The 22,910-nt window shown below is 65.0% G+C and carries 20 protein-coding genes and 1 pseudogene; 14 read left to right on the plus strand and 7 right to left on the minus strand.

Annotation, left to right across the window (positions count from 1 at the left end):
• Positions 1-124: 124 nt before the first annotated feature.
• The 3 genes from FVF58_RS19875 (at position 125) to FVF58_RS19885 (ending at position 2,630) form a co-directional block, all read left to right on the plus strand.
• Positions 125-1,066, plus strand: a complete 942-nt coding sequence (locus FVF58_RS19875) for a CysB family HTH-type transcriptional regulator (RefSeq protein WP_149671579.1) — start codon at positions 125-127, stop codon at positions 1,064-1,066.
• Between the two features lie 35 nt (positions 1,067-1,101).
• Positions 1,102-2,262, plus strand: a complete 1,161-nt coding sequence (locus tag FVF58_RS19880; protein ID WP_149671580.1) for an ABC transporter substrate-binding protein — start codon at positions 1,102-1,104, stop codon at positions 2,260-2,262.
• 107 nt (positions 2,263-2,369) lie between these two features.
• On the plus strand, positions 2,370-2,630 hold the full coding sequence (locus FVF58_RS19885; RefSeq protein ID WP_149671581.1) for a hypothetical protein: 261 nt from the start codon (positions 2,370-2,372) through the stop codon (positions 2,628-2,630).
• Between the two features lie 71 nt (positions 2,631-2,701).
• On the opposite strand, the gene FVF58_RS19890 is transcribed toward FVF58_RS19885, so the two are convergent.
• The 6 genes from FVF58_RS19890 to FVF58_RS19915 all read right to left on the minus strand — a co-directional run bounded on the left by FVF58_RS19890 (position 2,702) and on the right by FVF58_RS19915 (position 9,756).
• Entirely contained in the window at positions 2,702-3,853 is a 1,152-nt protein-coding gene (locus FVF58_RS19890) for a Gfo/Idh/MocA family protein (RefSeq protein ID WP_149671582.1), read from the minus strand.
• A 106-nt stretch (positions 3,854-3,959) separates the two neighbouring features.
• Entirely contained in the window at positions 3,960-5,009 is a 1,050-nt protein-coding gene (locus FVF58_RS19895) for a sugar phosphate isomerase/epimerase family protein (RefSeq protein ID WP_149671583.1), read from the minus strand.
• An 88-nt stretch (positions 5,010-5,097) separates the two neighbouring features.
• On the minus strand, positions 5,098-6,060 hold the full coding sequence (locus FVF58_RS19900; RefSeq protein WP_149671584.1) for a substrate-binding domain-containing protein: 963 nt from the start codon (positions 6,058-6,060) through the stop codon (positions 5,098-5,100).
• Positions 6,061-6,194: 134 nt separating this feature from the next.
• Entirely contained in the window at positions 6,195-7,208 is a 1,014-nt protein-coding gene (locus FVF58_RS19905) for an ABC transporter permease (RefSeq protein WP_149671585.1), read from the minus strand.
• A complete protein-coding gene (locus FVF58_RS19910; protein WP_149671586.1) occupies positions 7,189-8,676 on the minus strand; it encodes a sugar ABC transporter ATP-binding protein in 1,488 nt (495 codons plus the stop codon). The genes FVF58_RS19905 and FVF58_RS19910 overlap by 20 nt, the downstream gene beginning before the upstream one ends.
• Positions 8,677-8,679: 3 nt before the next feature.
• Positions 8,680-9,756, minus strand: a complete 1,077-nt coding sequence (locus FVF58_RS19915; protein ID WP_149671587.1) for a LacI family DNA-binding transcriptional regulator — start codon at positions 9,754-9,756, stop codon at positions 8,680-8,682.
• Positions 9,757-10,132: 376 nt separating this feature from the next.
• On the opposite strand from FVF58_RS19915, the gene FVF58_RS19920 reads away from it, so the two are divergent.
• The 5 genes and pseudogenes from FVF58_RS19920 to FVF58_RS19940 all read left to right on the plus strand — a co-directional run bounded on the left by FVF58_RS19920 (position 10,133) and on the right by FVF58_RS19940 (position 13,852).
• Complete coding sequence (locus tag FVF58_RS19920) at positions 10,133-10,786, plus strand: protein-L-isoaspartate O-methyltransferase family protein (protein ID WP_149671588.1); 654 nt, start codon at positions 10,133-10,135, stop codon at positions 10,784-10,786.
• 65 nt (positions 10,787-10,851) lie between these two features.
• Positions 10,852-11,175, plus strand: a complete 324-nt coding sequence (locus FVF58_RS19925; RefSeq protein ID WP_149671589.1) for a rhodanese-like domain-containing protein — start codon at positions 10,852-10,854, stop codon at positions 11,173-11,175.
• Positions 11,176-11,177: 2 nt separating this feature from the next.
• Positions 11,178-11,455 (plus strand): annotated as a pseudogene (locus FVF58_RS52810) (TolC family outer membrane protein); the annotation flags it as partial.
• A 412-nt stretch (positions 11,456-11,867) separates the two neighbouring features.
• On the plus strand, positions 11,868-12,332 hold the full coding sequence (locus FVF58_RS19935; protein ID WP_149671590.1) for a DUF2844 domain-containing protein: 465 nt from the start codon (positions 11,868-11,870) through the stop codon (positions 12,330-12,332).
• Positions 12,333-12,412: 80 nt separating this feature from the next.
• Positions 12,413-13,852 (plus strand): DUF3443 domain-containing protein, encoded by a 1,440-nt coding sequence (locus FVF58_RS19940; protein WP_281291235.1) that lies wholly within the window; start codon positions 12,413-12,415, stop codon positions 13,850-13,852.
• 116 nt (positions 13,853-13,968) lie between these two features.
• On the opposite strand, the gene aptA is transcribed toward FVF58_RS19940, so the two are convergent.
• Positions 13,969-15,300, minus strand: a complete 1,332-nt coding sequence (gene aptA / locus FVF58_RS19945; protein WP_149671592.1) for an omega-aminotransferase AptA — start codon at positions 15,298-15,300, stop codon at positions 13,969-13,971.
• Between the two features lie 601 nt (positions 15,301-15,901).
• Here aptA and urtA point away from each other — a divergent pair.
• The 6 genes from urtA (at position 15,902) to FVF58_RS19975 (ending at position 22,852) form a co-directional block, all read left to right on the plus strand.
• The gene (gene urtA, locus FVF58_RS19950; protein ID WP_149671593.1) at positions 15,902-17,200 is read left to right on the plus strand and encodes an urea ABC transporter substrate-binding protein; all 1,299 of its coding nucleotides are present in this window, start codon (positions 15,902-15,904) and stop codon (positions 17,198-17,200) included.
• Between the two features lie 185 nt (positions 17,201-17,385).
• Positions 17,386-19,029 carry an urea ABC transporter permease subunit UrtB gene (urtB, locus tag FVF58_RS19955; protein WP_149671594.1) on the plus strand — a complete coding sequence of 548 codons (1,644 nt, stop codon included), beginning with the start codon at positions 17,386-17,388 and terminating at the stop codon, positions 19,027-19,029.
• A 1-nt stretch (position 19,030) separates the two neighbouring features.
• The gene (gene urtC / locus FVF58_RS19960; RefSeq protein WP_149671595.1) at positions 19,031-20,227 is read left to right on the plus strand and encodes an urea ABC transporter permease subunit UrtC; all 1,197 of its coding nucleotides are present in this window, start codon (positions 19,031-19,033) and stop codon (positions 20,225-20,227) included.
• Positions 20,227-21,090, plus strand: a complete 864-nt coding sequence (gene urtD / locus FVF58_RS19965) for an urea ABC transporter ATP-binding protein UrtD (protein WP_149671596.1) — start codon at positions 20,227-20,229, stop codon at positions 21,088-21,090. The genes urtC and urtD overlap by 1 nt, the downstream gene beginning before the upstream one ends.
• A 40-nt stretch (positions 21,091-21,130) precedes the next feature.
• On the plus strand, positions 21,131-21,823 hold the full coding sequence (gene urtE, locus FVF58_RS19970; protein WP_149671597.1) for an urea ABC transporter ATP-binding subunit UrtE: 693 nt from the start codon (positions 21,131-21,133) through the stop codon (positions 21,821-21,823).
• Between the two features lie 135 nt (positions 21,824-21,958).
• Positions 21,959-22,852, plus strand: coding sequence for an urease accessory protein UreD (locus FVF58_RS19975; protein WP_149671598.1), 894 nt, complete (start codon positions 21,959-21,961; stop codon positions 22,850-22,852).
• Positions 22,853-22,910: the final 58 nt, after the last annotated feature.

The raw sequence follows: 22,910 nt of genomic DNA on the forward strand, positions 1-22,910 counted from the left end.
CCCATCTCTCATTTGCTTATGACAAATACAGATATCCATATTGAAAAAGATGGACAGATCGTAATAAACTCGCCTTATATTTCAAACGACTAAAAAATTCTTTTTATATGCGGAGAGGTTATATATGAACCTGCATCAATTCCGCTTCGTCCGCGAGGCTGTGCGGCAGAACTTCAACCTCACCGAAGCTGCCAAGGCGCTGTTTACCAGCCAGCCGGGCGTTTCCAAGGCGATCATCGAGCTCGAGGACGAGCTGGGCGTCGAAATCTTCACGCGGCACGGCAAGCGCGTGCGTTCGCTGACCGAACCGGGACGCATCATTTTGCAGTCGGTCGAGAAGATACTGCAGGAAGTGGAGAGCCTCAAGCGCGTCGGTAAGGATTACGCAGCGCAGGATCAGGGCAATCTGGTGATCGCCGCGACCCACACCCAGGCGCGCTACTCGCTGCCGGCCGCGATCGCCGAGTTCAAGAAACGCTTTCCCAAAGTCCACCTTTCGATCCTGCAAGGCAGCCCGACCCAGGTCGCCGAGATGGTGCTGCACGACCAGGCCGATCTGGCAATCGCCACCGAGGCGATCGCCAACTATAAGGAACTGGTGTCGCTGCCCTGCTTCCAGTGGCACCACGTCGCGGTGATGCAGCCGGACCACCCGCTGCTCGACCGCAAACTTTTGGCGCTGGATGATCTGACCCAATATCCGCTGATCACGTACGACAATGCGTTCGCCGGCCGCACCAAGATCAACGAGGCGTTCCGCCTGCGCGGGCTGCATCCGGACATCGTGCTGGAAGCAATCGACGCCGACGTGATCAAGACCTATGTGGAACTGGGGCTCGGCGTCGGCATCATGGCGGATATCGCGTTCAACGCCGAGCGCGATCGCCATTTGCGCGCGATGCCGGTCGGCCACCTGTTCGGCAGCAACGTGACGCGTGTCGCGCTGAAACAGGGCGCCTATCTGCGCAGCTATGTGTATACGCTCGTCGAGCTGCTGTCGCCGAGCATGAACCGCAAGCTGATCGAACAGGCGCTCAAAGGCGAACACGAAACCTACGAACTTTGATATCACCACGTTTCTCGCTACGGAGACCCTTTTCGATGAAGTCGCATAACAACAAACTTCGCGGCGTAGCCGCTCTCGGCGCGCTGTTGCTCGCCACCGCGGCCCATGCCGACCTGAAAGTCGGCATCGATCTGTCGAGCACCGGCCCGGCGGCCGTGATCGGCATCACCAGCAAGAACGCGATGCTGATGTGGCCCGCGACGATCGCCGGCCAGAAAGCCGACTACATCTTCCTCGACGACGCGTCCGACCCCGGCGCGGCCGTGCGCAACATCCGCAAGCTGATCAACGAGGACCACGTCGACGTGATCGTCGGCCCGAACATCACGCCGGCCGCGATGGCCGCGCTCGACCCGGTCGCCGAAAGCCAGACGCCGATGATCACGCTGATCGGCTCGGCCAGCGTGGTGGAGCCGCAGGAAGGCAAGAAGGTGTGGGCCTACAAGATGGCGCAGACCGACAGCGCGATGGCCGACGTGATGACGCGCTACATGTCGAACCACAACGTGAAGACGGTGGGCTTCATCGGTTTTGCGGACGGCTACGGCGAGAGCTGGCTCAACGAGTTCAGCAAGTTCGCGGCGCTGCGCCATATCCAGCTGGTCGCGACCGAGCGCTACAACCGCACGGACGCGAGCGTGACCGGCCAGATTCTGAAGCTGATGGCCGCCAAGCCCGACGCGATCCTGATCGCAGGGGCCGGCACGCCGACCGTGCTGCCTCAGCGCACGCTGATCGAGCGCGGCTACAAAGGGTCGATCTATCAGACCCATGGCATCGCCACGCCGGAGTTCATCAAGCTGGGCGGCAAGGACGTGGAAGGCACGCTGTTCCCGACCCAGCCCGTCGTGGTCGCGCGCTCGCTGCCGGCCGATCATCCGGCGAAGAAGGCGGCGCTCGCGTTCACCAACGAGTATGAGGCGAAGTACGGCGCGGGCAGCGTCACCCAGTTCGCGGGCGATGCGGCGGGCGTGTATCCGCGTTTGCAGGACGCAGTGGCGCGCGCATTGAAGACCGCGCAGCCGGGCACGCCGGCGTTTCGCGTCGCGTTGCGCGACGAACTGGAGCACGCGCACGAACTGGTCGTGCCGAACGGCGTGGTCAACACGAGCCCGAAGGACCACGTCGGTCTGGATCAGCGCGCGAGCGTGATGGGCACGATCAGGAACGGCAAGTTCGTCTATCTGAGTCAATAAGCCGCCGAGGCCGAAGGCCGCCGCGCCGCGCCGCGCACCGGGCGCGACGTGGCGGCGGCGAAAATTGTTAAAGTAGCAGTCTCTCCCCCGATCAGCAGTCCCACACCATGCGCACCACCCGAGCCATCCATGCTGTCGAACGGCTGAAAACGCGCAGCGGCAATCCGCAGTTCGCCGCAATCAGCCTGTCCGGCGGCCTGTTCTATCTGGTCGACAAATCGAGCGGCACCGACAAGAAAGTCTCCGATCCGTTGACGCTCGACGACTTCGTCAAGTTCGTCGATGCGTTCGGCCCGCAGAAACCGCGCAAGGCGAGCAAGCTCGATATCGCGTTTGAAGAGCAGATCAAGAAGAGCAAGGGCGGGTGAAGCGGGGATGAGCACGGCGGCGCTAGCTGCGCGACGCGCAAGCGGCGAGAACGAAGCGTTCCGCACATATTTCAAGCCCCTTCAATCTCACGCCACTGCCCGTCCGCCGCGCTGCTCGCCAGCACTGCATCGATGAAGCGCAGCCCCGCCACACCATCATCCACTGTTGTCAGAAGAAGACTTTCCGCAGGCAACGCGCGGCCTTCGTCCAGTGCTTCGATCTGCAACGCCGCGTCCTTGTACAACTGCGCGAATGCTTCCAGATAACCTTCGGGATGCCCTGACGGCACACGCGTCGCGTGCGCGGCGAGCACGCTTTTCACCCGCCCGCGCGTGAGCCGCTCGCTCAACCCGCCCAACGGCGTGAACCACAATTCGTTCGGCTGCTCCTGATCGAAAGCGAGGCCGGCCTTCGTTCCATAGACCCGCAGCCGCAACCCATTCTCCGCGCCGCTCGCCACCTGGCTCGCCCATAACATGCCGCGCGCGCCGTTCGCATAGCGCAGCATCGCCTGCACGTGATCGTCGATGCGCCGTCCGGGCACGAAGGTATGCAGCTCCGCCGACAGCGCCCGAGGCGTCATCCCCGTGACGAAGGCCGCGAGCTGATACGCGTGCGTGCCGATATCGCCGAGACAGCCCGCCGGCCCCGCCAGCGCAGGGTCCGTGCGCCAGCCGGCCTGCTTGTTCGCGCCCCCTGTCTCAACCGGTTCGGCCAACCAGTCCTGTGCGTATTCGACCTGCACCACGCGGATCTCGCCCAGCTCGCCGCGCTCGACCAGCTCGCGCGCATGACGCACCAGCGGGTAACCGGAATACGTATGCGTGAGCGCAAACAGCTTGCCCTTCTCGCGAGCGAGCTTCGCGAGCGCTTCGCCTTCGGCGAGCGATATCGCCAGCGGCTTGTCGCACACCACGTGGATGCCCGCTTCGAGAAACGCCGTCGCCACCGGCGCGTGCAGATGATTCGGCGTGACGATCGCGACGGCGTCGATGCCGTCGTCGCGGGCGGCTTCGGCGCGCGCCATCTCGCGCCAGTCCGCGTAGCTGCGCGCGATGCCCGCCTCGGCTGCGCTCGCTTGCGCACGCTGCGGGTCGGACGATAACGCGCCCGCCACCACTTCGAACCGATCGTCGAGCCGTGCGGCGATCCGATGCACCGCGCCGATGAACGCGCCCTGCCCGCCGCCGACCATGCCCAACCTGAGCCTTCTTTGTGGCATCGCCTTCACTCCTTTGCGTTTGACCGCCGCGCAGCTCGCGTGGGCAGGCCGCGCCGCCACGTCGGGGGCCGCCTCGCATCGCTGCAAACCGCGCCGCGAACTGCCGTCAGAGGCCTAACACGCGTTTCACCTGCGCGTCATCGACACCGCTGCCCGCGAAATCGTCGAACGCATGCTCGGCGACGCGAATGATGTGCCGCCGAATGAACTCCGCGCCTTCGCGCGCGCCGTCGTGTGGGTGCTTGAGCGCACACTCCCATTCGAGCACGGCCCAGCCGGGAAAATCGAATTGCGCCATCTTCGAGAAGATCGCGCCGAAGTCGATCTGTCCGTCGCCGAGCGATCTGAAGCGTCCCGCGCGTTCGACCCAGCCGCTATATCCACCATACACACCCTGCTTGCCGTTCGGCCGAAACTCCGCGTCCTTCACATGAAACGCCTTGATGCGCTCGTTATAGATGTCGATGAACGCGAGGTAGTCGAGCTGCTGCAACACGAAGTGGCTCGGATCGTAGAGGATGTTCGCGCGCGCATGCTGCTTCACCGCATCAAGAAAGCGCTCGAAGGTCACGCCGTCGTGCAGGTCTTCGCCCGGATGCAATTCGTAGCACACGTCCACGCCGGCCTCGTCGAACGCATCGAGAATCGGCGTCCAGCGGCGCGCGAGTTCGTCGAACGCCGCTTCGACGAGTCCCGCCGGACGCTGCGGCCACGGGTACAGATACGGCCACGCCAGCGCGCCGGAAAACGACACGTGCGTGGTGAGACCCAGACGCTGCGACGCCTTCGCCGCGAGCTTCATCTGCTCGATCGCCCACTGCGTGCGCGCGGCGGGGTCGCCCCGCACATGCGGCGCGGCGAAGCCGTCGAACAGTGCGTCATAGGCCGGATGCACGGCGACGAGCTGGCCTTGCAGATGCGTCGACAGTTCGGTGATGGTCACGCCCGCGTCGTCGACGGTCTCGCGCAACGCGTCGCAATAGGTCTGGCTCGCGGCGGCCTGCTCCAGGTCGATCAGGCGCGGGTCGCACGGCACCTGAATGCCCTTGAAGCCGAGACCTGCGGCCCACTCCGCCAGATGCGCGAGATTGTCGAACGGCACTTCGTCGCCCATGAACTGGGCGAGAAAGATCGCCGGCCCTTTGATGGTTTTCATCGTCAGGTTCCTCGAACGAGCGCGCGCCCGCCGCGCGTTGCCGGCGCAAAGTCCGGCGCCGACACGGCGCGCGCGCGAGGAATCGGGCTCAGAACGGCGAGTCCGGGAAGTAGTACTGCTGCGCGTTTTCCTTCGTGATCAGCACTGAAGGAATGATCGTGGTCGGCGGCAGCTTCTCGCCCTTCAGACGCGCTTCGGCGGTCAGCTTGATCGCGTCGTAGATGAATTTCGGCGAGTACGACACGTCGGCTTTGATCATCGGCGCGCTGTCCATCACATTCTTCACCATGCCCTTCGAGCCCGCACCGCCGAACACGATCTTGATGTCGGTGCGCTTGGCCTGATCGATTGCCTTCAGCACGCCGACCGCCATGTCGTCGTCGGCGGCCCATACGGCGTCGATGTGTTTGAAGCGCGTCAGGTAGTCCTGCATCACCTTGAACGCGTCGTCGCGATTCCAGTTCGCGTACTTGCCGTCGAGAATCTTGATGTCCGGATAGTTCTTCAGCACGCCGGTGAAGGCGGCCCAGCGCTCGTTGTCGAGCGTGGTCGGAATGCCGCGCAGCGCGACGATGTTGCCCTTGCCGTCGAGCGCCTTGGCCAGATACTCGGCGGGAATCTTGCCGAACGCGGTGTTGTCGCCCGCCACGTACGCATCCTGCGCGCTGGTGTCGGTCAGGCCGCGGTCGACCACCGTCACGTACACGCCCTTCTTCTTCACCTGCGCGACCGGCTGCGTGAGCGAAGCCGATTCGAACGGGAAGATCACCAGCGCGTTGATCTTGTTGACCGTCACGAGATCCTGCAACTGATTCGCCTGTTCGGGCGCGCCGGCTGCCGTCTTCACGATCACCTTCAGGTCGGGATGCTCTTTCTCCAGATCGGCTTTCGCCTTGTTCGCCCACCAGACGATGCCGCCCGTGAAGCCGTGGTCGGCTGTCGGAATCGCGACGCCCAGTATGACCTTGTCGTCGGCAAGCGCGACGCTCGCCGTGCCCAGTATCCCCAACGCCAGCATGCCGGCGCCGACCGCTCGAATGACCTGCTTCATGGTTGTGTCTCCTTTGTCGATTGGAGTTGGCGCTTTAGCGCTTATTCCAATTCCATGCAACGTAGTTGCTAAAGTGAGGCGTTCGGGCGCCCCGATTCCCGGACCTGCAGTTGTTGCAGCTTGAAGCGCTAAAGCTATCGCCGTCCGCGCTGCACGAACGCGACGAAGATAATCACCACGCCCTGCACCGCCGCGTTCAGATACACGCTGATGATGCTGGTCAGATTCAGAATGTTGGCGATCACCGACAGCAGGATCGCGCCGATCACCGTGCCGATCACGCGTCCTTCTCCGCCCTTGAGCGCGGTGCCGCCGACCACCACCGAAGCGATCGCCTCCAGCTCCCACAAGAGGCCGGTGGTCGGCGTGGCCGAGCCGAGCCGCGGCACGTACAGCACGGTGGCGACGCCGACGCAGATGCCGAGCAGCACATACGTCACGATCTTCACCGTGTCGACGCGAATCGCCGCATAGCGCGCGACCTGTTCGTTCGAGCCGATCGCCTGGACGTGCCGCCCGAAGGTGGTGCGATTGAGGATCAGCGCGCCGCCCGCCGCCACCACGAGGAACACCCAGATCGGCACCGGCACGCCGAACAGGCTCGCGTAGTAGACCGGCCCGTATAGATCGGATAACGAATTATCGAGCGTCAACGCGCCGCCGTCGGCGAGCCACGTGAGCACGGCGCGAAAGATGCCCAGCGTGCCCAGCGTGACGATGAACGGCTCGATGCGTCCTTTGGTAATCAAGAGGCCGTGCGCGCAGCCGAACAGTCCGCCGAGCACGAACGCCGCGACGATGCCGATCGTCACGATCACGAGCGGCGCGAACGTGTGACCGGCCGCGCCCGCCGCGAGCCCGTTCATCAGCCAGATCATGCTGCCCGCGATCAGCGCCGCCATCGAGCCGACCGACAGATCGATGCCGCCCGAGATGATCACGAAGGTCATGCCGACCGCGATGATGCCGATGAACGACGTGCGTGTGAGCACGTTCATCAGGTTGTCGAGCGTGGCGAAATCGCGGTTCAGCAGCGTGCCGACGATGCACAGCAAAATCAGTCCGACGAGCGGCCCGAGCGCATACAGTCGATGCGCGAAGCGCAGCGCACGGCCGGATCGCACGGCTTCAGTGGGTGCCGGTCGCATGAGCGATCAACTCCTCTTCGGTGAGATGGTCGAGCGTCAGCGTGGCTTGCAGGCGTCCCGCGCGCATCACGGCGACGCGGTGGCACAAGCCGATCAGCTCGATCAGTTCGGATGAAATGACGATCACCGCGCGGCCTTGCGCCGCGAGCCGATGAATCAGGAAATAGATGTCGCGTTTCGCGCCGACATCGACGCCGCGAGTCGGCTCGTCGAGCACGATCACGTTCGGATCGGGCTGCAGGAACTTGGCGAGCGCGAGCTTCTGCTGATTGCCGCCGGAGAGCATGCGCGCGCGGCTCGACAGGTCGCCGGTACGGATGCCGAATTCGCCGACCGCCTTCGTCAACGCGGCGCGCCCCGCCTTCATGTCGAGCAGCGGATGCGCGTAGCGTTCGAGCGTCATCAGCGTGACGTTGTCCTGCAGGCTCAGGTCCACGTGCAGGCCCTTGCCCTTGCGGTCCTCGCTGAGATACGTGAGACCGTGGCGCATCGCGTCGCGCGGGCTCTTCAGATCCGCGCGCCGCCCGGCGATCTCGATGTGCCCCGCGGTGCGCTTGCGCAAGCCGAGGATCGCTTCGAACGCCTCGGTGCGGCCTGCGCCGACCAGTCCCGCGAAACCGAGCACTTCGCCCGCGCGCACGTCGAAGCTCAGGTCCTCGACCCAATCGGGCACCGCGAGCCCTTCCACCTTCAGTGCGAGCGGCGCGTCGGCGGGCACGGTGAGCTTGTCGGGAAACATGTCGGATAGCTCGCGCCCGACCATCAGGTTCGCCATCTGCTGACGCGCCAGCGTCGCCGTCTCGCCGCGCGCGACGAAGCGGCCGTCGCGCATCACGATCACTTCGTCGGTGATGCGCTCCACTTCGTCGAGCTTGTGGGAGATGTAGACGATCGTCACGCCGTCGGCCTTGAGCTTCGCCATCAGCGTGAAGAGCCGCTCGGTCTCCGACGGCGTGAGCGTGGCGGTCGGCTCGTCCATGATCAGCAAACGCGCGCGGCGCGACAGCGCCTTCGCGATCTCCACCATCTGCTTTTCCGCGACGATCAGCTCGCGCACCCGCGTGTCCGGCGCTTTCTCCAGCCCGACCTGCGCGAGATAACGCGCGGCCTCGGCGCGCATCGCGGCGTCGTCGACAAACCAGCCGCGCCGCTTCTCGTGGCCGAGATACATGTTCTGCGCGATCGTCAGATGCTCGGCAAGGTTGAACTCCTGGTGGATCAGCACGATGCCCTGCGCTTCGGCGTCGCGCGATCCGGTGAACTGCTGCACGTGGCCGTCGACCAGCAACGCGCCCGAAGTCGCGGTTTCATAGCCGGCGAGAATTTTCATCAGCGTCGATTTGCCCGCGCCGTTCTCGCCGAGCAGACCGTAGATGCGCCCTGGCGTCAGATCGAAACTCACGCCGTGCAGCACGCGCACCGGACCGAAGTCTTTGCGGATGTCGTCGAAACGGACGGCGAGGCTCATGGATCACGCGCTCCCGCGAATCACCAGCCGATGCGGCAGCAGCACGCCCGGCACGTTGGCCAACGGATTCGCGAGACGCTGCAACAGCAGACGCGCGGCGGTTTCGCCCAGCTCGCGCATCGGTTGCGCGACGGTGGTGAGCGGTGGATCGATCTGCGCGGCGAGCGAGATGTCGTCGAAACCGACCACCGCGACGTCGTCCGGCACCCGCTTGCCCACGCTGCGCAAGCCGTGGATCACGCCGATCGCCAACGTGTCGGACACCGCGAAAATCGCGCTGGGTGCGCCAGGCTGCTGGATCAACGTGACCGCCGCCGACGCGCCCGCTTCGTAGTCGAGGCTGTTCAGGTTCATGCGCCAGCGCGCATCGGGCATGATGCCCGCTTCGGTCAGCGCGTCCAGATAGCCTTGCTGACGCTGCCGCGCGTACAGGTAGTCCACATCGGAGTTGATGAGCCCGATGCACCGGTGGCCGCGCGCGAGCAGATGACGCACCGCGTCGCCCGCGGCGCGGTAGTTGTCGATACCCACGTACGGCACGCCGACCGCCGGGTCGAACTCGCAGCACGCGACCCACGGCAGCGCGCCGGACGCGTCGCCGAGCGCCTGCTGGATGGTGGCCGGGTCGAGGCAGATCGCGCCGTCCGCGCGGCGGCGGCGCAGCAGATCGAAGTAGCTGCGCTCGCGGCCCGGATCGGCGCCCGTGTCGCATAGCAGCATGAAGTAGCCGTGTTGACGCGCGACGCTGTCGATGCCGCGCACGATCTCCGCGTAAAACGGATTGCCGAAGTCCGGCACCATGGTGAGCAGCAGCCGGCTTTCGGCGGTGCGCAGATTGCGCGCGAGTTCGTTGACGCGGTAGCCGCTCGCGTCGATCGCGGCGAGCACCCTGTCGCGCGTGGCGGGCCGCACGTTCTCGTGACCGTTCAGCACGCGCGACACCGTGGCCACCGACACCCCCGCCTGCTGTGCGACCGCGGCGATCGACGAGCCCTCGGCGGCGCGCAGCGGCCGGCCTTCCGGTTGAGAACGCGCGTTGGACAATGCCGCCGCAGGCGCCTTGGACGACGATCTGGACAAGTGATCTCGCATCGAAAATGTAATCGATTACATTCTTGGGTGATCAAAGCGGAAATCGCAAGTACGGATCGCTAGGGATTAACACGGGGATCGCGGTGGGCCGCGCGCAGCCGCGGCCGCTCGCCGCCAGGCACGGCACAGTGCCCGCGACGGCACGGCTGGCCGCCGCCATTTGGTACAATCCCGCAGTTACCCTGGCGCGGCGTGCGTCCCTCATCGCTGGAGTCTCGTTCGCGAGGTTCGGGCGAGCTTCGGGAAGCTGCCGGCCGGAGGCAAAAAAGTCAGTGGCGGCGTGTTTGCCAACCGCAATCAAGCGCATCGTCAAACGCCTCGTCGAACTGCCGCCCACTCGCCAAACCAAACCGCCGAATCCACCATGAACATCGAGCAAGCGCGTTTCAACATGATCGAACAGCAGATCCGCCCCTGGGAAGTGCTCGACCAGGACGTGCTGAATCTGCTCTCGATCGTCAAGCGTGAACATTTCGTCCCCGCCACTTATCGCGAGCTGGCCTTCGTCGACTTCGAAGTGCCGCTGCCGGCCGGCCAGCACATGCTGGCGCCGCGCGTCGAAGCGCGCGTGCTGCAGGAACTGGCGGTGAAGAAACACGAAAGCGTGCTCGAAATCGGCGCGGGCTCGGGCTACATGGCGGCACTGCTCGCGCATCGCGCGCAGCACGTGCTGACGGTGGATATCGAACCGGAACTGGCCGAGCTGGCCCGCAACAACCTGATCGCCAACGGCGTGCTGAACGCTGAAGTCGCCACCGGCGACGCGTCGCGCGGCTGGGCTGACGCGGCGCCCTACGACGTGATCTGCGTGTCAGGCGGCCTGCCCGTGCTGCCGCAGGAAATCCTCGAACACCTGAAGATCGGCGGCCGCCTCGCGGCGTTCGTCGGCACCGCGCCGGTCATGAAGGCGCAAATCATCACCCGTATCGACGAGAAGCAGTTTCGTATCGCCGACGTGTTCGAAACGTACGTCGAGCCGCTGATCAACGCCGTGCAGCCGCCGCGTTTCAAGTTTTAAGCTATACGTCGATACGTCGATCCGGACGGCCGCATGCGGCCGTCCTCTGAACTGGATGTCCGCTGATGCAAAATCTGACCGCTCCGGCGCTCGCCGAATGGCTCGCCGACACCTCGCGACCCGCGCCCGTGCTGCTCGACGTGCGCGAGCCGTGGGAATTGCAGACGGCGTCGATCGCCGGCGCCGTGTCGATCCCGATGCGTGAGATTCCCGCGCGCAGCGAAGAACTCGACGACGACGTGCAGATCGTTTGCGTCTGCCACCACGGTGCGCGCAGCGCCCAGGTCGCGATGTTCCTCGAATCGCGCGGCCATACCAACGTGTTCAATCTGCAAGGCGGCATCGACGCATGGTCGCGTCAGGTCGATCCTTCCGTTCCCACCTACTGAGCGGCGGCGCGTCGCAAAGCCGCGGGCGTCAAAGGCTGGCGCTCGAAGACCAGGCCGCCGCCGATCTCGACACCGCCCGGCACTGTCGGCACGGCAAGCGTTTCCCGGCGTGGTGAGCGGGCTCGCTCAGGTGCGCGCGCTGCAGACCGCCGAGCGCTCCGCGCGCACGTCGCTCGAATCGAATCTGCCTGGCTATCAGGTCGGTGTGCGGATCAATATCGACCTGCTCAACCCGCAAGACCAGCTGTTTTCAGCGCGCCCCGATCTCGCGAAGGGCCGCACAGTGCTCGCTGTCCAGTGCGCTCTGGTTGCTACCACCGGCCACACCGCCACTTTGCCGCGCATGCGATAACAGCAAGTGACGACCGCGTATCAGTCACACAACGACTGCGCGCATCAAAACTATCATCAGCCTCTCTCTACGCTACTTCACGCATCGGCCTCGGAAACTTCGCACGGTTTCCTAAGCATCGCGCGGGCATCATGCTCCGGCTCCGCACGATGATCGGCACGGCCTGGATCAGCCGGCTGACCGGGCCCTTGGTCGCGTGCTGACAACTGCGTCGACGGCGTGAGCGGACACGCTGTTCGCGCCGCCTCACGCCGTTTCCCATCTTCTATTCAGAATTTTCCTGCAATCCTGATAACGGGCTGCGGGCACCATGCTCCGACCTGTTTTCTGGAGCAATGAGATGAAACCTGTGAAGCTCGCGCTGGCGATCGCGGCCCTTGCGCCGCTCGCCTGTTACGCGACCTTGGGCGCAGCGCCAGCTACGCGGACACACGCGGGGGCGGGGGCGCGGTCGCTGCTCCAGTCGGGGGGTGCGTCGAGTGATTCGGCCGCGGCTGCGTCGTACACGGTGCGCGAGGCGAAGGACGCCGACGGCGTGACGATCCGCGAATACGTACTGCCCACCAACGTGGTGTTCGCCGTCACGTGGCATGGCCCGGTGCGCCCGGACATGAGCGAGCTCCTCGGCAGCTACTTCCCGAACTTCGTGAGCCCCAGCGATGGCCGCCCGCGCGGCATCGGTCCGATGGTCCAGCACAACGGCGACTTCCATATCGAATCGGCTGGCCCTACAGGCTATTTTTTCGGCAAGGCATATCTGCCGCGCCTCGTTCCCGCCAATGTCCGCATGGAGAACCTGCAATGAAGCGGCGCGTGGACTCATCGAACACCAACACTATGACGACTCTCAACAGGAAGCTCTGCTGCGCGCTTTTGACCGCCGGCATGGCGCTGTCCGCGTGCGGCGGTGGCGGCGGTGATGATGGCGGCGCTAACGCGACGAATAATAGCGATAGGCCGGCGAAGCCTACGGCTACTCCGAGTCCGAGTCCGAGTCCGAGTCCGAGTCCGAGTCCAAGTCCAACCCCAAGCCCAAGTCCAAGTCCCAGTCCCAGTCCCAGTCCAACCCCAAGTCCAACCCCAAGCCCAACCCCAAGCCCAACCCCAAGCCCGAGCCCAAGCCCGAGCCCGAGCCCAAGCCCGAGCCCAAGCCCGAGCCCAAGCCCGAGCCCAAGCCCGAGTCCAACCCCGAGCCCAAGTCCAAGTCCCAGTCCCACCCCGACCACCAACACAGCCCCCATCACCGTCGAACGATTCACGACCTACGTCAACATTCCATACGTGAGCGTCACGATTTGCATCCCGGGCAGCCTGGGCGCCAATCAATGCACGACGATCGATCACATGCAGGTCGACACCGGCTCAGTCGGCGTGCGTGTGCTCGCCAGCGCTTTGGGCTCGGCCCTCGCCGGCAGTCTGCCGGCGCAAACCGGCGCGACCGACGATCCGACGGGTAACGCGCCGATCGCCGAATGTGCGCAGTTCAACTCCTGCTATACGTGGGGGTCCATCAAACGCGCTGACGTGACGATCGGCAGCAAGGTGGCGGGCAACCTGCCGATCCAGGTGATCGCCGACGGCAAGTACCCGACGCCGTCGGCTTGCGCGTCGCGCGGGGGCGTCAACCTCAACACAGTGGCCGTGATGGCCGCAAACGGCGTGGTCGGCATCTCGACGGCGCGGCGCGATTACGCGGCGGCCGCGACCTCGGTCCTGCCGGCAGCCTATTACTACTGCGCGTCCGCGACTTCGTGCACGAGCACGCGCGTTCCGCTCGACACTCAGGTGATGAATCCGGTCGCCAATTTCACGTCCGACAACAACGGCACGATCATCCGACTGCCCGCGCTGCCGGCGGGCGGCCAGGCAAGCGCGACGGGGGAACTGGTGTTCGGCATCGGCACGCAGTCGAACAATACGCTGCCATCGAATGCGAACATTCTGGCGCTCAACCCGGACGGCTATTTCACGACCACGTACAAGGGCAGCTCGTATCTCAGCGCAATCGATAGCGGCTCCAACGCGAATTACTTCCCGGACTATACGGTGCCGTATTTGGGCGACTGGTTCGTGCCGACCGCCACGCTCAACCTCTCAGCGATCCTCACGGGCGTGACCAGCGGTTCCGGGCCGGTCACCGTGCCGTTCTCGCTGGCCAATGGCATATCGCTGCTAGCCAGCCAGTACGCCGCTTATGACAGCCTGGGCTCGCCGATGTACGGCACGTTCCTTTGGGGTCTCCCGTTCTTCTACGGGCGCAGCGTCTACACCGCGCTCACCAACTCGACGATCGGCACACAGACCGGACCGTTCACCGCTTTCTGATCGTTCTGATAGAAACAGCTTCAGGCCGGGTCACGATGTTAAAAAAGGCCGCCTCGCAAAACGAGGCGGCCTTTCGCCGTCCACACAGCCAGCCCTGCACGCGAACCACGCCCCGCCTACTCTGTCTCCCTCAACACTTCCGCGACCGTCCCAAAGATCTCCTCGAGCTGCGCCTCCTCGACGATCAACGGCGGCGAGAACGCCAGAATATCCCCCGTATAACGCGTGAGCACGCCCTTCTCGAAGCAGCGCACGAACACGTCATAAGCACGGGCGCCCGGCGCACCCGCGCGCGACGCCAACTCCACGCCGCCCACCAGCCCGAGATTGCGCACGTCGATCACATGCCGTTCGTCGCGCAGCTTGTGGATTGCGTTCTCGAACAGCGGCGCCATCCGCGCGGCCCGTTCGAACAGTTGCTCGCGCTCGTACAGGTCGATCGTCGCGCATGCGGCGGCGGCCGCAATCGGATGCCCCGAATAGGTGTAGCCATGGAACAGCTCGATACCGGCAGGCGCGCCGTTCACGATCGTGTCGTGAACCTTCGCGCTCGCCGCGACCGCTCCCATGGGCACGGCCGCGTTGTTGGTGCCCTTGGCCATCGTCAGCAGGTCGGGCGTGACGCCGAAGTACTGCGCGGCGAACGGCGCGCCGAGGCGTCCCCAGCCGGTGATCACTTCGTCGAAGATCAGCAGGATGCCGTGCCTGTCGCAAATCTCCCGCAACCGTTGCAGGTAACCTTGCGGCGGAATCAGCACGCCGGTCGACCCGGCCACCGGCTCGACGATCACTGCGGCAATGGTCGACGCATCGTGCAGCGTGACGAGCCGTTCGAGTTCATCGGCGAGATGCGCGCCCCACGTCGGCTGTCCTTTGGAAAACGCCGCTTCCTTGAGGTTCAGCGTGTGCGGCAAGTGATCGACGGCCGGCAGCAGGCCCCCTGAAAACGCCTTGCGGTTCGGCGCGATGCCGCCCACCGAAATCCCGCCGAAGCCTACCCCGTGATAGCCGCGCTCGCGGCCGATCAAAAGCGTGCGCTGCCCTTCGCCCCGCGCGCGGTGATAAGCGAGCGCGATCTTCAGCGCGGTATCGACCGCCTCCGAGCCCGAGTTCGCAAAGAAGATGTGCTTCAGATCGCCCGGTGTATGACGGGCGATTTTGGTCGCGGCCTCGAACGCCTTCGGATGCCCCATCTGGAAGGTCGGCGCGAAATCCATTTCAGCCGCCTGCGCCTGCACCGCCGCCACGATCTCGTCGCGGCAATGGCCCGCGTTGACGCACCACAGGCCTGCGGTGCCGTCGAGAATGCGCCGGCCGTCGTGCGACGTGTAGTACATCCCCTTCGCGCTCGCCAGGAGACGCGGCGCACTCTTGAACTGACGGTTCGCGGTGAAGGGCATCCAGAAAGCGGACATATCGGGTGGACTGACGCCGGTGCGCTCGTTCATGTCGTGTCTCCTGTGTCGATCGGAGTCAGCGCTTTAGCGCTTACTCCGATCCCATGCAACGCGGTCGATCGGAGTTAGTGCTTTAGCACTTACTCCGATCCCATGCAACGCGGTCGATCGGAGTCAATGCCTCAGCCCTTACTCCGATCCCATGCATCGCGGTCGATCGGAGTCAATGCCTCAGCCCTTACCCCGATCCCATGCATCGCAGTCAGTCGGAGTCAATGCTTCAGCCCTTACCCCGACGCCAAGCAACGCAATTGCTCCTATTCAGTCCTTCAGTGTAGACAGAGCGCGACGCATGCACAAAGGCGCGGCACTCATGCACCGTCGACAACCGCTGGCGGATGCGCGCGCTTCGTTGCAGCGCGGCGCGCACCCGAACGAGGCGCCTGTCGCGATCCTGCACCACTTTTGCGCCGCGCCGCGCGCACGCGGCCCGCTGGCCAGGCGCACCGCAGCGCGCAACACGCGTAGTTCGGGTCGAACTTACTGCATGGCATGTGCCTTGCAGTACACAAGCGGCAAGTCATGCGGGACAAGCCCTGCTGGCTGAAATAGACGCCCATAAACAGTCACCATCAATGGCAAGGGGATATACATGAAACGTCGCAGTCTGTTGAAGTTCGGTTCCATGTCCGGCGCACTGGCGCTGGCGGGTCAGGTGCCGTTCGCGAACGCGCAGTCCGATAGCGGTCCGATCAAGGTCGGCATCCTCCATTCGCTGTCGGGCACGATGGCCATCTCCGAAACATCGCTCAAGGACACCGCGTTGATGACCATCGCGGAGATCAACAAGAACGGCGGTGTGATGGGCCGTCAGATTCAGCCGGTGGTGGTCGACCCGGCGTCGAACTGGCCGCTGTTCGCCGAGAAAGCGCGCCAGCTGATCACCCAGGAAAAGTGCGCAGCGGTGTTCGGCTGCTGGACTTCGGTGTCGCGCAAATCGGTGCTGCCGGTGTTCGAGGAACTGAACGGCCTGCTGTTCTATCCGGTGCAGTACGAGGGCGAGGAAATGTCGCGCAACGTGTTCTACACGGGCGCAGCGCCGAATCAGCAGGCGATCCCCGCGACCGAATATCTGATGAGCGCGGAAGGCGGCGGCGCCAAGCGCTTCTTCCTGCTAGGCACCGACTATGTGTATCCGCGCACGACCAACAAGATCCTGCGCGCATTCCTCAAATCCAAGGGCGTCCAGGAAGCCGACATTCAAGAGGTCTACACGCCGTTCGGCCACAGCGACTATCAGACCATCGTCGCCAACATCAAGACCTTCTCGCAAGGCGGCAAGACCGCGGTGATCTCGACGGTGAACGGCGATTCGAACGTGCCGTTCTACAAGGAGCTCGGCAACCAGGGGCTGAAGGCGTCGGACGTGCCGGTGGTCGCATTCTCGGTCGGCGAGGAGGAACTGCGCGGCATCGACACGAAGCCGCTGGTCGGCAACCTCGCGGCATGGAACTACTTCATGTCGCTGCGCAACCCGTCCAACGAGAAGTTCAAGAAGCAATGGGCCGCGTGGGTCGCGCAAAACAACCTGCCGGGCGGCACGAAGCGCGTGACCAACGACCCGATGGAAGCGACCTTCGTCGGCATCCACATGTGGAAGCAGGCGGTCGAGAAAGCGAAGAGCACCGAGGTGGACAAGGTGCGCGTCGCGATGGTCGGCCAGACTTTCGCCGCGCCGTCGGGCTTCACGCTGGAGATGGACGGCAATCACCATCTGCACAAGCCGGTGATGATCGGCGAAGTGCGCGCCGACGGCCAGTTCAACGTGGTGTGGCGCACCAAGACCGCGATCCGCGCGCAGCCGTGGAGCCCGTTCATCGCCGGCAATTCGAGCAAGCCGGACGTGGTCAGTTCGATTCCGGCGTTCCTGAAGCGCTCGCGCGTCGCCTGACAGGACGGCTCGCTGCGGCGGCGCTTATCAGCCGCTTGACCGCTTAGCCGCGTAGCGAGCCGGCGTGAACTCACGGCCCCTGGCTCACGCCCGACGCGCGTCGGGCGTTCAGCGTGCCGTGGGTTCGTACCGTGAAGGCGGGTTGCGTGCACGCGCAACCCGACGGTTTACCTCCAAAGGCCATCATGGCGTTTTCATTGCTCAAATCCGCACGACTGTCACGCTTCGCACGGCGTAGCATCGCCGGCGCGGCGCTGGTGCTGCTCGCCGGCGCGCCGCTGGCCGCGTTCGCGCTCGTCCCCGCCGATGTCGCGCCGCTCGCCGGTGACGACTTCGACACCAAATCCGCGGCAATCGACAAGCTGATCGCCAACCACGACAAGGAATCGCTCGCGGTGCTCAAGGCGCTGTCCGACGACAGCGCGCTCGCCACCGATGCGGGCGCCGTGCTGCTGCAAGACGGCGACACCGCACGCGACGCCGTCACCGGCAAGACCGTCGCGGCCGGCGACGCCCAGCCGGTCACGCTGAACAACCTGCTGCGCTCGAAAGTGGCGGGCGCGCTCTCAGGCCTGCAACTCGACTCGGCCGACCGCGCGACCCGCGAAGCCGCGATCGCGTCGCTGCTGCAAAACCCCGATCCGGCGATCAAGCCGCTGGTCGACGCGGCCCGCGCAAAGGAAACCGATCCGGCCTTGAAAAAGCGCCTCGACACGCTGTGGGCGATGACCGCATTGCACGACGCCGACCCGGCCAAACGTCTCGAAGCCGTGCAACTGGTGGCTGCGCGGCACGACCTCGACATGAACGAACTGCTGCGGCCGCTGGTCGCGAAAAAAGCGGACGGCAGCTTCGTCGAAGCCGACGACCGCGTGCGCGCCGCCGCGCAAAGCGGCATCGACGAACTCGATGCGATCCAGCGCCGCAGCCAGATCGCCGGCACGTTGTTCGCCGGCTTGTCGCTCGGCAGCGTGCTGCTGCTCGCCGCGCTCGGCCTGGCAATCACGTATGGACTGATCGGCGTGATCAACATGGCGCACGGCGAATTCCTGATGATCGGCGCGTACGCGACGTATGTGGTGCAGAACCTCTTTCAGCGCTTCGCGCCCGGCGCGTTCGACTGGTATCCGCTGCTCGCGGTGCCGGCGTCGTTCGCGGCGGCGGGGCTGGTGGGCATCGTGCTCGAACGGCTGGTGCTCAAGCACCTGTACGGCCGTCCGCTCGAAACACTGCTGACCACGTTCGGCGTCAGCCTGATCCTGATCCAGGCAACGCGCATGCTGTTCGGCGCGCAGAACGTGCAGGTGATCAACCCTGCGTGGATGAGCGGCGGCGTGACCGTGCTGCCGAATCTCATCCTGCCGTACAACCGGCTGGCGATTCTGGCGTTTTCGCTGATCGTGGTCGCGATCGCGTGGGCGGTGCTGACGAGGACGCGCCTCGGCCTGTTCGTGCGCGCCGTCACGCAGAACCGCCGGATGGCCGCGTGCGTCGGCGTGAAAACCGCGCGGGTCGATTCGTATGCGTTCGCGTTCGGCGCGGGCATCGCGGGTCTGGGCGGCTGCGCGCTGTCGCAGATCGGCAATGTCGGACCGGACCTCGGCCAGAGCTACATCATCGATTCCTTCATGGCGGTCGTGCTGGGCGGCGTCGGCCAGCTCGCCGGCACCGTGATCGGCGGCTTCGGGCTCGGGCTCGTCAGCAAGGCGATCGAACCGTTCTGGGGCGCGGTGCTCGCGAAGATCGCGGTGCTCGTGCTGATCGTGCTGTTCATCCAGAAGCGTCCGCAGGGCATGTTCGCCCTCAAGGGCCGTAGCGCGGAGGCATGAGATGACTTCTGCTACTTCATCGACAACCTCGTCTGCTCGCGTCGGCGCAACCAACAGCGGCGCAGCGGCATCCGCACGCGACTTGCAGTCCGGCTTCGCGCTCGGCTTGCCGCCGCGTCCCGCGCTGCTGTCGCGGCGCGCATGGCTCGCGCTGATCGCGCTGATCATCGTGTTCGGGCTCGGCGTGCCGTTTGCCACGCTGGTGGTGCCGGAGACGAGCGCACTGCATCTGTCCGCCTACGCGACGACGATCGCCGGCAAGTTCATGTGCTACGCGATCGCGGCGCTCGCGCTCGACCTGGTGTGGGGCTACTGCGGCATTCTGAGCCTCGGCCACGCGCTGTTCTTCGCGCTGGGCGGCTACGCGATCGGCATGTACCTGATGCGCGCAATCGGCCACGAGGGCAAGTACGGCAGCGACCTGCCCGACTTCATGGTGTTCCTCGACTGGCATCAACTGCCGTGGTACTGGGAAGGCACCCAGCATCTCGGCTATGCGCTGCTGCTGGTGGTGCTGGTGCCGGCGGTGGTCGCGTGGGTGTTCGGCTTCTTCACGTTCCGCTCGCGCGTGAAGGGCGTGTACCTGTCGATCATCACCCAGGCGATGACCTTCGCCGCGATGCTGCTGTTCTATCGCAACGAAACGGGCTTCGGCGGCAATAACGGCTTCACCGACTTCAAGCGCATCGGCGGCTTTCCGATCACGCATCCGGGCACCCGCACTGCCCTGCTGCTGATCACGTTCGCGGTGCTGATCCTCGCGTTCATCGGTGCGCGCGCGATCGTCACGTCGAAGCTCGGCCGCGTGGTCACAGCCGTACGCGACGGCGAAACGCGTTTGATGTTCCTCGGCTACAGCCCGCTCGCGTACAAGCTGTTCGTGTGGACCGTGTCGGCGGTGCTGTGCGGGGTCGCCGGCGCGTTGTATGTGCCGCAGGTCGGCATCATCAATCCCGGCGAGATGTCGCCGGGCAACTCGATCGAGATGGCGATCTGGGTCGCGGTGGGCGGACGCGGCACGCTGATCGGGCCGATCATCGGCGCGTTCGCGGTGAACGGCGCGAAGAGTTTCTTTACGGCGAACTTCCCTGAATACTGGCTGTTCTTTCTCGGTCTGATCTTCGTGCTGGTTCCGCTGCTGCTGCCCAACGGCATCATGGGACTGATCGAACTCGTGACGCGCAGGAGAAACCGCTGATGAACGAAAACCCGATGGTTCCTGATCTGGCTTTACCGGAACAACCCGCCGAGCACTCGCTGAGCGGCGTCGCAAGCATGGGGCACGCGGTGGTGCCCGGCGAGATCGACATTTCGCACGGCACGATTCTGTACCTCGAAGACGTGACCGTGAGCTTCGACGGCTTTCGCGCGTTGAACGCGCTGTCGCTCGCGATCGACGCGGGCGAATTGCGCTGCATCATCGGTCCGAACGGCGCCGGCAAGACGACGATGATGGATGTCATCACCGGCAAGACGGAGCCGGACTCCGGCAAGGTGTTTCTCGGGCAGTCGATCGACTTGACGCGGATGAACGAGCCGTCCATCGCGCGCGCGGGGATCGGCCGCAAGTTTCAGAAGCCGACCGTGTTCGAACAGCATCCGGTGTGGGAAAACCTCGAACTGGCGATGAAGGCCGACAAGGGCTGGTGGGCCTCGTTGCGCGCGCGCCTGGATCGTCAGGCGCAGGCGCGCATCGAGGAAACGCTCGCGCTGATTGGTCTGGAGAGCGAAGCGCGGCGCCTGGCCGGCGAGCTTTCGCATGGACAGAAGCAGCGGCTCGAAATCGGCATGCTGCTGATGCAGCAACCGGCGCTGCTGTTGCTCGACGAACCGGCCGCCGGCATGACCGACGACGAGACCATGCAGCTCGCCGAGCTGCTCAACCATCTGCGCGGCACCTGTTCGATGATGGTCGTCGAACACGACATGGAGTTCGTGGCGGCGTTGTCGGGCGACGCCGGCAAGGTGACGGTGATGGCCGAAGGACGCGTGCTAGCGCACGGCACGCTCGACGAGGTCAAGAAAGACGAGACGGTCATCGAGTCTTACCTGGGCCGATGAGTGGGCCGATGAATCAAAGCTTCGAACGGATATAACGCACATGCTGGAAGTCGAAAACCTGAACCAGTACTACGGCGGCAGCCACATCCTGCGCGATGTGAAGCTCACCGTGCCCGACGGCAAGCTCACCGTGCTGCTGGGCCGCAACGGCGTCGGCAAGACCACGCTGCTGCGCTGCCTGATGGGCGTCGTGCAGACGAAGAGCGGTTCGATCGCCTGGCGCGGCACGCCGATCACCAGGCTGCCGACCCATGCGCGCGTCGAGCACGGTCTCGCCTATGTGCCGCAAGGCCGCGATATCTTTCCGCGTCTGACCGTCGAGGAGAATCTGCTGGTCGGCGCGGCCAGCAAGAAAGCGCCCAAAAAAATCCCCGACCGCATCTACGAACTGTTCCCGGTCCTGAAGGATATGCGCAGCCGGCGCGGCGGCGATCTGTCGGGCGGTCAGCAGCAGCAGCTCGCGATTGGCCGCGCGCTGATGAGCGATCCGCAACTGCTGATCCTCGATGAACCGACCGAAGGCATCCAGCCGTCGATCATTCAGGACATCGGGCGCACGCTGCGTCAACTGGTCGAGGAAATGGGCATGACGGTGCTGCTCGTCGAGCAGTACTATGACTTCGCGAAGGACATTGCCGATCGCTACTGGGTGATGAGCCGCGGTGAAATCGTCGCGGGCGGCGAAGGCGCGAGCATGGACACCGATGGCGTGCGTGCATTGATCGCGGTGTGATCGCCGTGTGACGGGCACGCGCAGGCGCACGTGCTATTCTCGCCGCATCCTCGGGCGGCACGGCTCGCGCGTGTCTCGCCAGCGCGAGTTCGTTCCGCCTTCACACTTCAGACCGATCGCACGTCGTCCATTCGCATGTCGCTTCACGATAATCACGCCACGCTCGCAGATGTGCAAACCGCGCTGCAAACTGCCGCGCATTCGTCATGGCGCGCGCGTCTCGAACTCGGCTTCGTCAAACAGAACGAGCGCACGACGCTCGCACACCGGCTGCATGACGGGCCGTTGCGCGTGCAGCGGCCGCTCTATCCCGAAGGCCAGGCGATCTGTCACGCGGTGATCGTGCATCCGCCCGGCGGCATCGCGGGCGGCGATCAGCTCGATATCGATGTCGCGGTCGGCTCGGGTGCGCATGCCGTCATCACCACGCCCGGCGCGACCAAGTGGTACAAGTCCAATGGCCGCGCCGCGCATCAGCATGTCGCCGCGCGCGTCGGCGAGCAGGCGAAGCTCGACTGGCTGCCGCAAAACAACATCGTGTTCAACGACGCCCACGCGAACCTCGATTTCTCGCTGACGCTGGCCGAAGGCGCCACCGCGATCGGCTGGGACGCGATTCAACTCGGCCGGCAAGCGGCGGGCGAACGCTGGTCGGCGGGCCGGTTGCGGGCGGTGTCGCGCATCGTCGGTGCGCGCGGCGAGTTGCTGTGGCTCGAACGCGCGAGCCTCGACGCGACCGATCCGCTGCGCGATGCGGCCCAGGGGCTGGCCGGGTTCCCCGCATACGGCACGTTGTGGGCCGTAGGCGCGGCTTGCGACGACGCGCTGGCCGAGTCGCTGACCGCGCAATTGCCGTTCGACGACTCGCTGCGCGCCGCCGCGTCTTGCGTAACGAACGGTGTGGTGCTGGTGCGCGCGGTGTCGCGCTCGATGGAAACCTTGCAGCACGCGTTGACGCGCTGCTGGCTGCAACTGCGGCCGGTCGTGCACGGCGTCGCGGCGGTGCCTTTGCGGATCTGGTCGACCTGAGCCGGTCGGGCGGCCTCACTGGCCGCCGCAGCCTTTCACCTTTGCAAGGCCGTGTGCG

It is taken from the genome of Paraburkholderia panacisoli (assembly GCF_008369935.1).
Taxonomy (GTDB): Bacteria; Pseudomonadota; Gammaproteobacteria; order Burkholderiales; family Burkholderiaceae; genus Paraburkholderia; species Paraburkholderia panacisoli.

Excerpts from the sequence above, each read along its gene's own strand:
- FVF58_RS19875 (WP_149671579.1), top strand. The coding sequence starts at position 125 with ATGAACCTGCATCAATTCCGCTTCGTCCGCGAGGCTGTGCGGCAGAAC.
- FVF58_RS19880 (WP_149671580.1), top strand. The coding sequence starts at position 1,102 with ATGAAGTCGCATAACAACAAACTTCGCGGCGTAGCCGCTCTCGGCGCG.
- FVF58_RS19885 (WP_149671581.1), top strand. The coding sequence starts at position 2,370 with ATGCGCACCACCCGAGCCATCCATGCTGTCGAACGGCTGAAAACGCGC.
- FVF58_RS19890 (WP_149671582.1), bottom strand. The coding sequence starts at position 3,853 with ATGCCACAAAGAAGGCTCAGGTTGGGCATGGTCGGCGGCGGGCAGGGC.
- FVF58_RS19895 (WP_149671583.1), bottom strand. The coding sequence starts at position 5,009 with ATGAAAACCATCAAAGGGCCGGCGATCTTTCTCGCCCAGTTCATGGGC.
- FVF58_RS19900 (WP_149671584.1), bottom strand. The coding sequence starts at position 6,060 with ATGAAGCAGGTCATTCGAGCGGTCGGCGCCGGCATGCTGGCGTTGGGG.
- FVF58_RS19905 (WP_149671585.1), bottom strand. The coding sequence starts at position 7,208 with ATGCGACCGGCACCCACTGAAGCCGTGCGATCCGGCCGTGCGCTGCGC.
- FVF58_RS19910 (WP_149671586.1), bottom strand. The coding sequence starts at position 8,676 with ATGAGCCTCGCCGTCCGTTTCGACGACATCCGCAAAGACTTCGGTCCG.
- FVF58_RS19920 (WP_149671588.1), top strand. The coding sequence starts at position 10,133 with ATGAACATCGAGCAAGCGCGTTTCAACATGATCGAACAGCAGATCCGC.
- FVF58_RS19925 (WP_149671589.1), top strand. The coding sequence starts at position 10,852 with ATGCAAAATCTGACCGCTCCGGCGCTCGCCGAATGGCTCGCCGACACC.
- FVF58_RS19935 (WP_149671590.1), top strand. The coding sequence starts at position 11,868 with ATGAAACCTGTGAAGCTCGCGCTGGCGATCGCGGCCCTTGCGCCGCTC.
- FVF58_RS19940 (WP_281291235.1), top strand. The coding sequence starts at position 12,413 with ATGGCGCTGTCCGCGTGCGGCGGTGGCGGCGGTGATGATGGCGGCGCT.
- aptA (WP_149671592.1), bottom strand. The coding sequence starts at position 15,300 with ATGAACGAGCGCACCGGCGTCAGTCCACCCGATATGTCCGCTTTCTGG.
- urtA (WP_149671593.1), top strand. The coding sequence starts at position 15,902 with ATGAAACGTCGCAGTCTGTTGAAGTTCGGTTCCATGTCCGGCGCACTG.
- urtB (WP_149671594.1), top strand. The coding sequence starts at position 17,386 with ATGGCGTTTTCATTGCTCAAATCCGCACGACTGTCACGCTTCGCACGG.
- urtC (WP_149671595.1), top strand. The coding sequence starts at position 19,031 with ATGACTTCTGCTACTTCATCGACAACCTCGTCTGCTCGCGTCGGCGCA.
- urtD (WP_149671596.1), top strand. The coding sequence starts at position 20,227 with ATGAACGAAAACCCGATGGTTCCTGATCTGGCTTTACCGGAACAACCC.
- urtE (WP_149671597.1), top strand. The coding sequence starts at position 21,131 with ATGCTGGAAGTCGAAAACCTGAACCAGTACTACGGCGGCAGCCACATC.
- FVF58_RS19975 (WP_149671598.1), top strand. The coding sequence starts at position 21,959 with ATGTCGCTTCACGATAATCACGCCACGCTCGCAGATGTGCAAACCGCG.